Annotated in this window: 13 protein-coding genes; 7 read left to right on the plus strand and 6 right to left on the minus strand. The window is 72.2% G+C overall.

What is annotated here, in order from left to right; translation table 11 throughout:
- Positions 1 to 65: 65 nt before the first annotated feature.
- Positions 66 to 608 carry a CGNR zinc finger domain-containing protein gene (locus tag ACFCY7_RS29750; RefSeq protein ID WP_376489148.1) on the minus strand — a complete coding sequence of 181 codons (543 nt, stop codon included), beginning with the start codon at positions 606 to 608 and terminating at the stop codon, positions 66 to 68.
- 129 nt (positions 609 to 737) lie between these two features.
- On the opposite strand from ACFCY7_RS29750, the gene ACFCY7_RS29755 reads away from it, so the two are divergent.
- The 5 genes from ACFCY7_RS29755 (at position 738) to ACFCY7_RS29775 (ending at position 4593) form a co-directional block, all read left to right on the plus strand.
- On the plus strand, positions 738 to 1193 hold the full coding sequence (locus ACFCY7_RS29755; protein ID WP_376489149.1) for a VOC family protein: 456 nt from the start codon (positions 738 to 740) through the stop codon (positions 1191 to 1193).
- 154 nt (positions 1194 to 1347) lie between these two features.
- The gene (locus ACFCY7_RS29760; RefSeq protein WP_376489150.1) at positions 1348 to 2232 is read left to right on the plus strand and encodes a pyridoxamine 5'-phosphate oxidase family protein; all 885 of its coding nucleotides are present in this window, start codon (positions 1348 to 1350) and stop codon (positions 2230 to 2232) included.
- A gap of 68 nt (positions 2233 to 2300) precedes the next feature.
- A complete protein-coding gene (locus ACFCY7_RS29765; RefSeq protein ID WP_376489151.1) occupies positions 2301 to 2858 on the plus strand; it encodes an HPP family protein in 558 nt (185 codons plus the stop codon).
- 9 nt (positions 2859 to 2867) lie between these two features.
- The gene (locus tag ACFCY7_RS29770) at positions 2868 to 3335 is read left to right on the plus strand and encodes an NUDIX hydrolase (protein WP_376489152.1); all 468 of its coding nucleotides are present in this window, start codon (positions 2868 to 2870) and stop codon (positions 3333 to 3335) included.
- Between the two features lie 124 nt (positions 3336 to 3459).
- Entirely contained in the window at positions 3460 to 4593 is a 1134-nt protein-coding gene (locus tag ACFCY7_RS29775) for a serine hydrolase domain-containing protein (RefSeq protein WP_376489153.1), read from the plus strand.
- Between the two features lie 4 nt (positions 4594 to 4597).
- Here ACFCY7_RS29775 and ACFCY7_RS29780 read toward each other — a convergent pair whose 3' ends face one another.
- Both ACFCY7_RS29780 and pepN read right to left on the minus strand, forming a co-directional pair.
- Entirely contained in the window at positions 4598 to 5602 is a 1005-nt protein-coding gene (locus ACFCY7_RS29780) for a hypothetical protein (protein ID WP_376489154.1), read from the minus strand.
- A gap of 146 nt (positions 5603 to 5748) precedes the next feature.
- The gene (pepN, locus tag ACFCY7_RS29785) at positions 5749 to 8298 is read right to left on the minus strand and encodes an aminopeptidase N (protein WP_376489155.1); all 2550 of its coding nucleotides are present in this window, start codon (positions 8296 to 8298) and stop codon (positions 5749 to 5751) included.
- Positions 8299 to 8460: 162 nt separating this feature from the next.
- Between pepN and ACFCY7_RS29790 the strand changes: the two genes are divergently transcribed.
- On the plus strand, positions 8461 to 9096 hold the full coding sequence (locus ACFCY7_RS29790) for a DsbA family protein (protein WP_376489156.1): 636 nt from the start codon (positions 8461 to 8463) through the stop codon (positions 9094 to 9096).
- Between the two features lie 130 nt (positions 9097 to 9226).
- Here the strand turns inward: ACFCY7_RS29790 and ACFCY7_RS29795 are convergent, their stop codons facing one another.
- From ACFCY7_RS29795 to ACFCY7_RS29805, 3 genes are all read right to left on the minus strand, one after another.
- Positions 9227 to 9871, minus strand: a complete 645-nt coding sequence (locus tag ACFCY7_RS29795; protein ID WP_376489157.1) for a superoxide dismutase — start codon at positions 9869 to 9871, stop codon at positions 9227 to 9229.
- A gap of 166 nt (positions 9872 to 10037) precedes the next feature.
- On the minus strand, positions 10038 to 11447 hold the full coding sequence (locus ACFCY7_RS29800; protein WP_376489158.1) for an amino acid permease: 1410 nt from the start codon (positions 11445 to 11447) through the stop codon (positions 10038 to 10040).
- A 114-nt stretch (positions 11448 to 11561) separates the two neighbouring features.
- Positions 11562 to 12935: an amino acid permease gene (locus ACFCY7_RS29805; RefSeq protein WP_376489159.1), complete on the minus strand. Its 1374-nt coding sequence runs from the start codon at positions 12933 to 12935 to the stop codon at positions 11562 to 11564.
- Positions 12936 to 13189: 254 nt separating this feature from the next.
- Here ACFCY7_RS29805 and ACFCY7_RS29810 point away from each other — a divergent pair, with 254 nt between their 5' ends.
- A complete protein-coding gene (locus ACFCY7_RS29810; RefSeq protein ID WP_367828102.1) occupies positions 13190 to 13783 on the plus strand; it encodes a biotin transporter BioY in 594 nt (197 codons plus the stop codon).
- Positions 13784 to 13811: the final 28 nt, after the last annotated feature.

A 13811-nucleotide genomic window follows, 5' to 3' on the forward strand; every position in this document is an offset into this window, starting at 1 on the left:
CGGACGAATCCGTTCCAAGCGGGGCGAGTTCGCGATCCGGGCGGGTCGGCCCTCCTCGGTGCGGGTCAGCCCTCCTTGGTGCGGGCGTAGTGGCGGGAGGCCTTGGCCCGGTTTCCGCAGACCGCCATCGAGCACCAGCGGCGGGTGCCGTTCCGCGAGGTGTCGAAGAAGTGCAGGATGCACGCCTCGTGGGCGCACGCGCGGATCCGGTCGGGAGCGGTGCGCAGCAGGTCGAGGTAGTCGCGCGCGGCGGCCCAGCCGGGCCCCCAGGACGGGTCCGCGAACTCGGCCTCCTCGCCGGGGCCCGCGGTGGTGAGCGTGGCCCTGATGCGGCCGTGGTCGAGGACCGCGTCGACCCGCGCGGTGGCGGCGGGGTCGCCGGGGCGGTCGACGAGCCCGGTGAGCGCGTCCCGGGCGGCGAGGGTGTGCCGCAGCGTGGTGGCGTCCGCAGTGAACCGCCGCTCCAGGCCGTTGGAGGCGAGCCACACCGCGAGCCCCTCGATCCCGGAGAGCAGGTCCTGCCGGACCCCCTCCACGTTCCAGCGGGTGTTGAGCAGGTCCAGGGAGAGCGGTTCGCCGACGAGCGGCCGCGGGTCGGCGACGGTCATGGGGACACCCTCCTCGGTGAGCTAACCCCTCAAGAGTACGTGAACGGTTGACGCCGCTCGCACCTAACCTCTAAAGTCGAATTAAGAGGTTAGCCCGCAGGGGCGGCCACATCGAAGAGGGGGACCCCCATGTCCGCGATCGGCAAGCTCGCCACCCACCACGTCGGCGTCAACGTCACCGACCTGGACCGCTCCCTCGCCTTCTACGCCGACGTCCTCGGCTTCGACGTCCTCGGCGAGGGCAAGGAGGAGGACAGTCGCTTCGCCTTCCTCGGCCAGGACGGCACCCTGGTCCTCACCCTCTGGCAGCAGGCCGACGACGACTACGCCCCCGGCCGCGCCGGCCTCCACCACCTCGCCTTCGAGGCCGAGTCCCTCGACCACGTCCGCGCCGCCGAAGCCGCCCTCACCGCCCGCGGCGCCACCTTCGCCTACGACGGCCTCGTCGCCCACCGCGAAGGCTCCGCCTCCGGCGGCATCTTCTTCCACGACCCCGACGGCACCCGCCTCGAAATCTCCGTCCCCAAGGGCCTCGAAGCCGCCGAAGCCCCCTCCTCGACGGCCCCGACCTGCGGCTTCTTCTAACCGCCCCCCCGTTGTGGGCAATCGTTCCTGCCCCCGCCTCCGTCCGGGGGCCCCGGGGCGGAACGGGTGGGCACAACCGGACCGCGCCCCCGCGCCAGGACCCCGCACCCACCGACCCCGCACCCACCGACCCCGCACTCCAGTGAGGCCTGTCATGGACCCCTTCAACCCCGGCTCCCTAGCCGTGCAAGAGCGCGTCGGCGTCCGCGACCTGGCGGACCACGTGGGCCGCTCCATCACCCCCGGCATCCGCCCCGTCGCCGCAGCCTTCCTGGAAGCGCAGCCCATGCTCGCCCTCGGCGCCGCCGACCCCGACGGCCGCGTCTGGGCGAGCCTCCTCACCGGCCCGCCCGGCTTCACCCGCGCCACCGGCCCCCGCACCGTCTCCGTCGCCGGCGGCGTCCCCGCCCGCGACCCGCTGGCGGACGCCGTCACCGCCGACGGCACCCCCGTCGGGACGATCGCCCTCGACCCCCGCACCCGCCGCCGCATGCGCCTCAACGGCATCGCACGCCCCAGCGCCCGCGGCTTCACGATCGAGGCCGAGCAGGTCTTCTCCAACTGCCCGAAGTACCTCCAGAAGCGGGAGCTGTACGGCTCCGATCCCGCGGGCCGCACCGAGGCGGACGCCGTGCGGCACGGTGACGCGCTCACCCCCGACCAGGTGCGCCGCGTCCGCGCCGCCGACACCTTCTTCATCGCCACCGCCGCTCCCGACGGCGTCGACACGAGCCACCGCGGCGGCGGGCCGGGCTTCGTCCGCGTCGACGGGCCCCGGGAGCTCGGCTGGCGGGACTACCCGGGCAACTCGATGTTCCTGACCCTGGGCAACCTGGAGTCGGACGGCCGCGCCGGCCTGCTCTTCCTCGACTGGGAGACCGGCACCACCCTCCAGCTCAGCGGCGTCGCGCGCACCGAGTACGGCCCCGAGGGCCGCGTCACCCGCTTCCGCGTCGACCACACCGTCGAGATCCCGGCCGGCAGCCCCCTGCGCTGGTCGGCCCCGGAATACTCCCCGGCCAACCCGACGGAACCGTGACCTCGTCGTACCCGCCCCACCCAGGGCCTTCGCCCGCACCGGCACGAACCCGCCCCCCTGGAGGCCCAGTGACCACGACCGCTCTCGCCTCGACCGGGCCCGCCCCCGAAGCGCCCACCACCGGACCCGCCCCCGAAGCGCCGCCCGCCCGCCGCCGGCCCCCTGCCCGTCCCCGCCCCGCCGTCCTCCTGACCGCGACCGCCGCCAGCGTGACCGCCCTCCTCCTCCTGGCGGCGGTGGGCACCCTCCTCCACGAGCCGCTGCTCATCCCCCCGCTCGCCGCCAGCATGGCCCTGGTGGCGGGCGCACCCGACCTGCCGCTGTCCCAGCCGCGCTCGGTGGTGGGCGGCCAGCTCCTCTCCGCGCTCACCGGGTTCGCGGTCCTCGCGGTGGCGGGTCCCGGCCTGTGGGGCGCCGCCGTCGCGGGCGGTCTCGCCCTCGGGGTGATGATGTCCGCCCGCACCCCGCACTCGCCCGCGGCGGCCACGGCCGTCATCGTCGCCCTGCAGGGCCCGCCCTTCTGGGCGTTTATCGGCCTTCTCGCCCTCGCCTCCCTCCTCCTCGTCGCCGTCGGGCTCGGAGCGGGCCGCGCCACGGGGCGGACGTATCCCGTGTACTGGTTCTAACCTCGTTTCATGCAGCAGGAGTTGAGGGTGGCGGCCTACGCCGTGTGCGTCCGGGGCGAGGAAGTGCTCCTCGCCCGCTGGGTCGCGAAGGACGGGGTCAAGCGGTGGACCCTGCCGGGCGGCGGCATGGACCACGGCGAGGACCCCGTCCGCACCGTCGTCCGCGAGGTCGAGGAGGAAACGGGCTATCTGACCGAGCCCACCACCCTCCTCGGCATCGACTCCATCCGGCGCTCCCGGCTCCGCAGGCTCGGCGGCCCCGGCGACTGGCAGGGCCTGCGGATCCTCTACGAGGCACGGATCACCGGCGGTTCCCTGCGGAACGAGGAGGGCGGCTCCACCGACCTCGCGGCCTGGTTCCCGCTCGACTCGGTGCCCTCCCTGACCCGTGTCGAGCTCGTCGACATCGGCCTCCAGCTCTGGCGCGACCGGCCGCCCCTGGGGCGGTCGCCCCTCAGCGACCCGGCGAACGGCTGACCCTCCGAGGGAAGGCCGAAAACGGCTCAACCGTCACGAGCGGGATCAACCTCCCGCACCCACCCGCCGTCCCCTCCCCCGACCGCGCACCGCGCACCGCAGCACTCGACCAGGGGAGCCCCGCATGTCAGCCGCACGCACCGTCGTCGCCGCCACCCTCGTGGCGGGCCTCGCCGCCACCGCCCTCGCCGCGCCCGCCCTCGCGGCACCGGCGCACCGGCAGGACCACGCGGCCACCCAGCAGGCACTCCAGGCCGCCGTCGCCGCCGGCGTGCCCGGCGCCGTCGCCCAGGCCCGCGACGGCCGCGACCGGTGGACCGGCACCGCCGGCGAGCGGAAGGGCAACGACCGTTTCAGGGTCGGCTCCATCACCAAGACCTTCACCGCCACCGTCCTCCTCCAGCTCCAGGCCGAAGGCCGCATCGACCTGGACGACCCGGTCGAGAAGTGGCTCCCGGGCGTCGTCCGGGGCAACGGCCACGACGGCCGGAAGATCACCGTCCGCCAGCTGCTCAACCACACCAGCGGCATCTACAGCTACACGGAGGACCCCGCCTTCCAGGAGCGGGTCTTCGGCACCGGCTTCCTGGAGCACCGCTACGACACCTGGACCCCGGCACAGCTCGTCTCCGTCGCCATGGGCCACCGGCCGGACTTCACGCCCGGCACCGCCTGGAACTACTCCAACACCAACTTCGTCCTCGCCGGCATGGTGATCGAGAAGGTCACCGGCCGCTCCTACGGCAAGGCCGTCGAGAACCGCATCATCAAGCCGCTCAAGCTCCGCGCCACCACCGTCCCCGGCACCCGCACGGCCATGCCGGAGCCCAGCAGCCCGGCGTACTCCACGCTCTCCCGGGACCCGAACGCCCCCGTCCACGAGGTCTCCGACCTCAACCCGAGCATCGCGGGCGCGGCGGGCGAGATCATCTCCGACTCCCAGGACCTGCAGACCTTCTACCGGGCCCTGCTCAAGGGCCGGCTCCTCACGAAGGACGGTCTCAAGGAGATGACCACCACCGTCGCGATCTCCCCCGACTACCCGAACGTGGGTTACGGCCTGGGGCTCATGAAGCAGAAGCTCGACTGCGGCACGGAGATCTGGGGCCACGGCGGCGGCATCCACGGCTCCTCCTCCCTGGCCCAGGCGACCCGCGACGGCGAGCACTCCCTCGCCGGCAACTTCAACGCCGACTGGACGGGCGACACCCAGACGGTCGTCGAGGCCGAGTTCTGCGGCACCGCGCCGAAGAAGTAGCCGCTCACCGCGGCAGGACGACGACGTACGCGGAGGGCTGCCGGTCCGGCGCGGCCATCAGCGCCGTGCGGACCACGGCGGCCTGCTGGTCCATCGCCTCGCGCAGCTTGCGCGGCGTGAGGTGGACGACCGTGATGCCGAGCCGCTCCAGGTGCTCCCGCTTGCGGGTGTACTCGGACCAGAGCGCGTCGTCGTCCTGCCGCGGGGCCCGGGTGTCCAGCTCGACGGCGACCGCCTGGTCCGGCCAGTAGGCGTCGACCCCGCCCAGATGCGGGCCGCCCGGCAGCCGCAGGTCCACGTTCCACAGCGGGTCCGGCAGGCCGAACTCCCGCACCATCTCGTACAGCCGCTCCTCGGAGCGCGACCGCCCCTCGGCGAGCAGCGCGTCCACCGCGTCCACCACGTGCGGCCGCGTCAGCAGCCGGGACCGGTTCAACTCCCGTACCACCGCTCCCGGTTCGCAGTGTCCGCCGCGGACCGCCTCGGTGAGCAGCCGGCGTACCGTCGCCGCGTCCGAGAGGCCCGACACCGCGTCGGCGACGGCGCGGGCGACCGGCGCGACGGGAAGGCCCGTGAGCTCCACCGGCTCCGGTGCCTCGGGCGCGCGCACCACCCGCACCCAGCCCGTCGACCGCAGCCGCCGGGTGCGCGGCACCAGCACGTCGATCCGCTCCAGGGCGGTGAGCGGGGGAGCGGACGAGAAGCGGTGCAGGGTCAGGGCGGCGAGCCCGGTGATCATCGCGTCCGGCCCCTGCGCGGGCACGGCCGTGGTCCTGCGGGCGTAGAGGAGCGCGGCCTTCAGTCGGTCCTCGCTGGTGGGCTGCCCCGGGTGCAGCAGGAACACGCCCGGCAGCAGCTGCTGCCAGCCGCCCGGCCGGCAGTGCGCGGCGACCTCGGCGGCGGGCATCCCCTGCGACCTCAACTGGTCGGCCGACGCGAGGCGTTGCGCCCGGCCGGTGCGGGAGGAGAGGGGGAGGGGGCGGGGGGTGATGGGGGTGTTGTGGTTCATGCCGGGGGTCTTCCGCTTCCGAAGGTTCCCCTAACCCCTGTTACACGCCCGTCGACATTCCGGGACAACCTCGCCCTAAAGTACGCGCGTTCGACAGCCGAAGGGGGCGGCACCCGTATGGGCGCCGCCCCCGGGGGGCGTACCGGCTAGAGCGCCGCGCGCCCGTCGCACTCCTGCGCCCGGAGCGCCCGCGCCAGGTCGTCGCGGGCCTCCACGACGAGGCGGCGGAGCGCCGGCGCGGCGGACTCGTGCGAGGTCAGCCAGGCGTCCGTGGCGGCCAGCGTCGCCGCGTCGTCCTGAAGACCCGGGAACAGGCCGCGGACGACGTCCATGCCGATCTGGATCGACCGGTCGGCCCACAGCTGCTCGATCGCGGCGAAGTACTTCTCCCCGTACGGGGCGATCAGCTCGCGCTGCGAGGGCTGGACGAAGCCCGTGATGGTCGCTTCGACCAGCGCGTTCGACAGGGTGTCCGATTCGACGACCTGCGCCCACGCCTGCGCCTTGACCGCCGCCGAGGGCCGCGAGGCGAGGAGGCGGACCTGGTGGCGCTTGCCCGTCGCCGTGTCGTCGCGGGCCAGCTCCTCGCCGATCCGGTCCTCGTCGGCGAGGCCGTGCACGACGAGCGGGGTGAGCAGCGCCCAGCGCAGCTCCTGGTCGACGTCGAGGCCGTCGATCTTCGCCGTACCGTCGAGCAGCCCCGCCAGGAGCTGGAAGTCGGTGTCGGAGGAGGAGGTCGCCGCGAAGAACCGCGCCCAGGTCAGCTGGTGCTCGCTGCCCGGCTCGGCCAGCCGCAGCTCGCGCAGACCGCCCTCGGCGAGCAGTCGCCCGCCTTCCTCGCGCCACTCGGGCGCCGCGTAGTGGGTGACCGCGGCCTTCGTCCAGGCGTGCACCATCTGGAGCACGCCGATGTCGGTCTCGCTGCCCGTGAAGGCGAGTGCGACGGAGACGAAGTCCCGGGCGGGCATCAGCCCGTCACGGGTCAGGTTCCACAGCGCGGACCAGCACAGGGCGCGGGCCAGCGGGTCGGTCATCTCGCCGAGGTGCGCGCGCACGGTGGCGAGCGAGCCCTCGTCGAAGCGGATCTTGCAGTAGGTGAGGTCGTCGTCGTTGACGAGCACCAGGTCGGGCTTGTCCTGGCCGGCGAGCTCGGTGACGACCGTCCGCGCGCCGGTGATGTCGGCCTCGGCCCGCGCGTACCGGACGAGCGCCCCGCCGGAGAGCCGGTAGAGACCGACCGCCGCCCGGTGCGGGCGCGGTTCGCCGCCCTCCTGGAGCACGGCGAGCTCGGTGATCCGGCCCTCCGCGTCGCATGTGACGGCCGGCGTCAGGGTGTTCACGCCGGAGGTCTGGAGCCAGGACTTCGCCCAGGCCTTCATGTCGCGCCCGGAGGTCTCCTCCAGGATCGTGAGGAGGTCGGCGAGGCGCGTGTTCCCGTAGGCGTGGCGCTTGAAGTAGCGGCGCGCGCCCTCCAGGAACGCGTCCCGGCCGGCGTACGCGACGAGCTGCTTGAGGACCGACGCGCCCTTGGCGTAGGTGATGCCGTCGAAGTTGAGCTTGGCGTCCTCCAGGTCACGGATGTCGGCCGTGATCGGGTGCGTGGACGGCAGCTGGTCGGCGCGGTACGCCCAGGACTTGCGGTTGTTGGCGAAGGTCACCCAGCTGTTGGTGAAGCGGGTGGCCTCGGCGTTCACGAAGGAGCCCATGAAGTCCGCGAAGGACTCCTTCAGCCACAGGTCGTCCCACCACACCATGGTGACCAGGTCGCCGAACCACATGTGCGCCATCTCGTGCAGGATGACGTTGGCCCGGCTCTCGTACTGGGCCTGGGTGACCTTGCCCCGGTAGATGTACTCCTCGCGGAAGGTCACCATGCCCGGGTTCTCCATCGCGCCGAGGTTGTACTCGGGGACGAAGGCCTGGTCGTACTTCCCGAAGGGGTACGGGTAGTCGAAGTTGTCGTGGAAGAAGTCGAAGCCCTGCTTGGTGATCAGGAAGACGTCGTCCGCGTCGAAGTGCTTCGCCAGCGACTTGCGGCACATCGCGCCGAGCGGGATCTCCAGGTCGCCGCGCGTGTAGCTGTCCGTCACGTAGTGGTACGGGCCCGCCACGACACAGGTGATGTACGTCGAGATCGGCGCCGTCTCGGCGAACCGCCACACGCCGTCGGCGTCCCGCTCCCCGGCGCCGTTCGACCAGACCGTCCAGCCCTCGGGGGCGGTCACCGAGAAGCGGAAGGGGGCCTTGAGGTCGGGCTGCTCGAAGTCGGCGTGCACCCGGCGCGCGTCGGACGGCTCGTACTGCGTGTAGAGGTAGACCTCGCCGTCCTCCGGGTCGACGAAGCGGTGCATGCCCTCGCCGGTCCGGCTGTAGGCGCACTGCGCGTCCACGACGAGCACGTTCTCGTCGGCGAGGCCGTCGAGCGCGATCCGCGAGCCGTCGAAGACGACCGCGGGGTCGAGCGCGCGGCCGTTGAGGGTGACCGCGTTCACGGCGGGTGCGATCAGGTCGACGAAGGTCGAGTCGCCCTCGCCGGTGCGGCGGAAACGGATCGTCGTCTCCGAGCGGAAGGTGCGCACCGGTTCGGCGGAGTCGCCGACGGCCGAGCGGAGGTCGAGGAAGACCTCGTACCCGTCGACGGACAGCAGCTCGGCCCGCTCCTGGGCCTCGTCGCGGGACAGATTCTCACCGGGCACGGTCACTCCTTCGTGGCGCGTTCGAAACAGCAGCAATCCTCCCATGTGCAGCTGTCGTACCCGGCATGGGAATCCCGGCGCGCGGGGAATGCCGTCGCGCGTCCGCGGTGTTGCCTCCTTTCGGCGCACCACCTTCTTCCCGCGGCCGTACCGAGGAGTGACATGTCCGAGAGCAGGACCACCGCCGACTTCTACTTCGACCCGCTGTGCCCGTGGGCCTGGATGACGTCCCGCTGGATGCTGGAGGTCGAGCAGGTCCGCCCGGTCGACGTGCGCTGGAAGGTCATGAGCCTGGCCGTCCTGAACGAGAACCGGCTCGACGAGGTCCCGGCCGAGTACCGGGAGATGCTGGAGACCAAGGCCTGGGGCCCGGTCCGCGTCGTCATAGCCGCCCAGCAGCTGCACGGCGACGAGGTCGTCGGCAAGCTCTACACGGCGCTCGGCACCCGCTTCCACAACAACGGCGAGGGCCCGACCCGCGAGGCCATCGCCGCCGCCCTCGCGGACGTCGGCCTGCCCGAGGACCTGGTCGAGTACGCCGACAAGGACACGTACGACACCGAGCTGCGCGCCTCCCACCAGGAGGGCATCGGCAAGGTCGGCCAGGACGTCGGCACCCCCGTCATCGCCGTACCGGGCCCGACGGGTGACGAGGTCGCCTTCTTCGGCCCCGTCGTCACCCCGACCCCGCGCGGCGACGCGGCCGCCCGCCTCTGGGACGGCACCCTGCTCGTGGCGTCGACCCCGGGCTTCTACGAGATCAAGCGCACCCGGACGGCGGCGCCCAGCTTCGAGTAGTCCGTGCCGCAGGCGCAGAAGAACCCCCGCGATTCAGGTCATCGCGGGGGTTCTTCCTCGTTCCGTCCGCAGGTGAAGGTTGAGAAGACGATCACGAGCAGGACGACGGGGGAGCCCTGTCGGGCTCGGTTCAGAAGGAGATCAGCGGCACGGAGGCCTTGGCGGCGTGGTGGCGCTTGCTCACGTCCTGCCAGTCGACGACCTGCCACATGGCCTCGATGAAGTCGACCTTCTGGTTCTTGTACTGCAGGTAGAAGGCGTGCTCCCAGGCGTCGAAGACCAGGATCGGGACCGAGCCCTGGCCGACGTTGCCCTGGTGGTCGTAGACCTGCTCGACGATGAGCCGGCCGCTGATCGGCTCGTAGGCGAGGACGCCCCAGCCGGAGCCCTGGGTGGTCGCGGCGGCCTTGGTCAGCTGGGCCTTGAACTTGGCGAAGGAGCCGAAGGACTCGGTGATCGCGTCCGCGAGGTCGCCGACGCCGTCGGCGGCCAGCGGCTCGCCGCCGCCCCCGTCCTTCGGGCTGTTCATGTTGTTCCAGTAGATGGAGTGCAGGATGTGGCCGGAGAGGTGGAACGCGAGGTTCTTCTCCAGGCCGTTGATCGCGCCCCACTGGTCCTTGTCGCGCGCCTCCTCCAGCTGCTCCAGGGTGTCGTTCGCACCCTTGACGTAGGCGGCGTGGTGCTTGTCGTGGTGCAGCTCGATGATCTGCGGATTGATCACCGGCTCCAGCGCCGCGTAGTCGTACGGCAGCTCGGGAAGTGTGTAGATCGCCATGTGCCCGGCCCCTTCGCCTGCTCCTGCTTATTGCAACCTATATGCAAGTGCAGGCTAACAGTAGGTGTGGGAGAAGTTGATCAGCCCTTCGCCCTAGGTCTCGCGCCCCGGACACGAAGGGACCCCCGGACCGGTGGTCCGGGGGTCCCATCACGCGGGGGAGGGGTCAGGAAGCCCGGCCCGCCGCCCTCTGCCGCACGAAGCCGACGACCGCCAGCAGCAGCGTCAGCCCGCCCGTCGAGTACAGCTGCACGCGGGTGCCCTCCTCGCGGGCCATCAGGACGAAGATCGCCGCCATGCCGGCCAGCGCCACCCAGGTCAGGACCGGGAAGGCCCACATGCGCACGACCAGCTTCTCGGGCGCCTCGCGCTCGGTGCGGCGGCGCAGCACCAGCTGCGAGGCGGCGATGAAGAACCAGACGACCAGGATGATCGCGCCGATCGTGTTGAGCAGCCAGATGAAGATGTCGTCCGGTCGCCAGTAGCTCAGCAGCACGCAGCCGAAGCCGACGACCGACGAGACGAGCACGGCCGGGCGGGGCACGCCGCCGAAGAGCCGGCCGAGCGCCTTCGGGCCCTGGCCGCGCGCGACCAGCGAGCCGGCCATGCGGGAGGCGCCGTAGATGTTGGCGTTCATCGCCGACAGCAGGGCGACCAGCACGACCACGTTCATGATCTGGCCGGCCCCGGAGATGCCCAGGTGGTCGAGGGCGGCGACGTACGGGCCCTTCTCGACGACCGCCTTGTCGTCCCACGGGACGAGGGTCACGATGACCGCCATCGAGCCGATGTAGAAGAGCGCGATCCGCCACATCGCCGTACGGACGGCCTTGGCGACGCCCTGCACCGGGTGCTCGGACTCGGCCGCCGCGATGGTGACCGTCTCCAGGCCGCCGTACGCGAAGACCGAGGCGAGCAGGCCCACGATCAGGCCCTCGGAGCCGTGCGGGAAGAAGCCGCCGTCGCCGGTCAGGTTCGCGGTGCCGGGAGCGTCCGTGCCGGGCAGGACGCCGACGATGGCGAGGACGCCGATGCCGAGGAAGAGGACGATCGCGCCGACCTTCAGCGCGGCGAACCAGAACTCGAACTCGCCGAAGTTCTTCACCGCCGCCAGGTTGGTGGCGCAGAAGACCACCATGAAGAGCGCGACCCAGGCCCACTCGGGGCTGCCGGGGAACCAGCCCGTCATGATCTTCGCGGCGCCGATGCCCTCCAGGCCGACGGCGACGCAGAGCAGGAACCAGAAGGCCCAGCCCGAGGTGAAGCCCGCCCAGGAGCCGAAGGCCCGCTCCGCGTGGACGGAGAAGGAGCCGGAGGCCGGGTTCGCCGCCGACATCTCGCCGAGCATCCGCATCACGAGCATCACGAGGACGCCCGAGACGGCGTAGGCGAGCACGATCGACGGTCCGGCGGCGGCGATGCCGGCGCCGGAGCCGACGAAGAGTCCGGCGCCGATGACGCCGCCGAGGGCGATCATCGAGAGGTGACGCTGCTTGAGGCCGTGCGTGAGGCCCTCGGCGGGCGCGGTCGCGCCGTCCTTGGGGTCGGCCGGCGCGGGCGCGGTGGTCCGAGACATGGGCGAACCCTGTTCACTAGCTGAGACGGGAGCAGCCCACAGTCTGGGCGGGCGCACCGCTCAGAGGGAATACGCGTCCGCTATACGGGCACGACCTTCACACAAAGTGAAGAATCATGCCCGCTTCGTGCGCAGCTCCCGCACCCACGCCACCAGCAGCACCGCACCGGTCGCCGCCGCCGACCACAGCACCTGCGGCCGCGCCCCGTCGTCGTACAGCATCAGGACGAGCACCGCCGCCATCGCGGCCAGCGCCACCCAGGTCAGCCAGGGGAAGCCCCACATCCGCAGCGTCAGCGTCTCCGGCGCCTCGCGCTCGATCCGGCGCCGCAGCCGCAGCTGCGAGACCGCGATCAGCGCCCAGACGAACAGCAGCACCGCGCCGACCGCGTTGAGCATGTACAGGAAGACGGAATCCGGCCATTTCAGATTGAGCAGGACGGAGACGAAGCCGAAGGCCACCGAGGCCAGCACCGCCCGGCGCGGCACGCCGCCGCCCGAGATCCGCAGCAGCCCCTTCGGCGCCTCCCCGCGCTCCGCGAGCGAGAACACCATCCGGGACGACCCGTACAGGTTCGCGTTCAGCGCCGACAGCAGCGCCACGAACACCACCACGTTCATGATCTGGCCCGCCGCGGGCACCCCGATCGCGTCCAGGACCGCCACGTACGGCGACTCGCCGGGCTTCATCGACGTCCACGGCAGCAGGGTCACGATGACCAGCATCGAGCCCACGTAGAAGAGGAGGATCCGCCAGACCGCGCTGCGCACCGCCCGCGCCACGTTCCGCGCCGGGTCGTCCGACTCGGCCGCCGCGATCGTGACGACCTCCAGGCCGCCGAAGGCGAACACGACCGCGAGGACGCCGGAGACGACCCCCGCCCAGCCGTTCGGCAGGAAACCGCCCTGGCCGGTCAGGTTCGCCGCCCCCACGGGGTCCGTGTCCGGCAGCCACCCCACGATCGCGAGGACGCCCAGGACCAGGAAGAGGACGATCGCGCCGACCTTCAGCGCCGCGAACCAGAACTCGAACTCGCCGAAGTTCTTCACCGCCGCCAGGTTGGCGACGGTGAACACGACCATGAAGACCAGCACCCAGCCCCACTGCGGGACCCCCGGCGCCCAGCCGTGCGCGATCCGCGCCGCGCCCGTCGCCTCCACGGCGAGGACCACCACGAGCAGGAACCAGTACAGCCAGCCCACCGAGAAGCCGGCCCACCGGCCGAGCGCCCGCTCGGCGTGCACCGAGAAGGCCCCCGACGCGGGCATCGCCGCCGACATCTCGCCCAGCATCCGCATGACCAGCATCGCGAGCGCGCCGGCGATCAGGTACGAGACCACGATGCCGGGTCCGGCGACGGCGATGCCCGCGCCCGAGCCGACGAAGAGCCCGGCGCCGATCACCCCGCCGAGGCCCAGCATCGTCAGATGACGCTGCTTCAGGCCGTGGGAGAGGGGCTCCGGTGCGGGGGCGAGGGGGTCGTGCATGCGGCGGCTCGTGCTCTCTGACGGTTTATGGAGACCCCACAGTCTCTCCAGTGGACACCCCTTGGTGCAAAAGGGACCTCGGCGCACGAGTCCCACGTGACAAGCGTCACGTGGCGCGCCGCGTGATCGACGGGGTTTGTTCGATCTCCACGAAGCGCTCGACCGCCGCTTTGTCGGCGGCTGACGGTGATCGAGCGTTCACTCCTGGCATACCGTCAACCTGTCCCTCCCACCCTCACCTTCGCGGAGTACCGATGAGCACCGCCGCCGCCCCCGCCCGCACCCTCCGTGCGGGCACCGTCCTCGCGGACCTGATCCCGTCCAGCCGCACCCGCGACATCGCGCTGGTCGTCGGCGGCGCCGCCCTCACCGGTCTCGCCGCGCAGCTCTCCGTCCCGGTCCCCGGCTCCCCGGTCCCCGTCTCGGGCCAGACCTTCGCCGCCCTGCTCGTCGGCACCGCGCTCGGCGCCCGCCGCGGCTTCCTCGCCCTGGCGCTCTACGCGGTGGCCGGCATGGCGGGCGTGCCGTGGTTCGCTCAGGCCACCTCGGGTTACGGCATGCCGTCCTTCGGCTACATCCTCGGCATGCTCCTCGCCTCGACCGTCGTCGGCGCCCTCGCCCGCCGCGGCGCCGACCGCTCCGTGCTCCGCACCGCCGGCGCCATGGTCCTCGGCTCCGCGATCATCTACGCCGTCGGCGTGCCCTACCTGGCCCTCGCCACCGGCATGACCCTCGGCCAGGCCGTCGCCGCCGGCCTCACGCCCTTCCTCATCGGCGACGCCCTCAAGGCCGCCCTCGCCATGGGCGCCCTCCCGGCCGCCTGGAAGCTCGTCGGCCGCAAGGGCTGAGCCCCGTACACGCGCGAGAGGGCCCGCC

The sequence above is a fragment of the Streptomyces sp. NPDC056361 genome, from assembly GCF_042262805.1.
Taxonomy (GTDB): Bacteria; Actinomycetota; Actinomycetes; order Streptomycetales; family Streptomycetaceae; genus Streptomyces.

Excerpts from the sequence above, each read along its gene's own strand:
- ACFCY7_RS29790 (WP_376489156.1), top strand. The coding sequence starts at position 8,461 with ATGTCCGAGAGCAGGACCACCGCCGACTTCTACTTCGACCCGCTGTGC.
- ACFCY7_RS29805 (WP_376489159.1), bottom strand. The coding sequence starts at position 12,935 with ATGCACGACCCCCTCGCCCCCGCACCGGAGCCCCTCTCCCACGGCCTG.
- ACFCY7_RS29755 (WP_376489149.1), top strand. The coding sequence starts at position 738 with ATGTCCGCGATCGGCAAGCTCGCCACCCACCACGTCGGCGTCAACGTC.
- ACFCY7_RS29810 (WP_367828102.1), top strand. The coding sequence starts at position 13,190 with ATGAGCACCGCCGCCGCCCCCGCCCGCACCCTCCGTGCGGGCACCGTC.
- ACFCY7_RS29770 (WP_376489152.1), top strand. The coding sequence starts at position 2,868 with ATGCAGCAGGAGTTGAGGGTGGCGGCCTACGCCGTGTGCGTCCGGGGC.
- ACFCY7_RS29760 (WP_376489150.1), top strand. The coding sequence starts at position 1,348 with ATGGACCCCTTCAACCCCGGCTCCCTAGCCGTGCAAGAGCGCGTCGGC.
- ACFCY7_RS29780 (WP_376489154.1), bottom strand. The coding sequence starts at position 5,602 with ATGAACCACAACACCCCCATCACCCCCCGCCCCCTCCCCCTCTCCTCC.
- ACFCY7_RS29795 (WP_376489157.1), bottom strand. The coding sequence starts at position 9,871 with ATGGCGATCTACACACTTCCCGAGCTGCCGTACGACTACGCGGCGCTG.
- ACFCY7_RS29750 (WP_376489148.1), bottom strand. The coding sequence starts at position 608 with ATGACCGTCGCCGACCCGCGGCCGCTCGTCGGCGAACCGCTCTCCCTG.
- ACFCY7_RS29775 (WP_376489153.1), top strand. The coding sequence starts at position 3,460 with ATGTCAGCCGCACGCACCGTCGTCGCCGCCACCCTCGTGGCGGGCCTC.
- ACFCY7_RS29800 (WP_376489158.1), bottom strand. The coding sequence starts at position 11,447 with ATGTCTCGGACCACCGCGCCCGCGCCGGCCGACCCCAAGGACGGCGCG.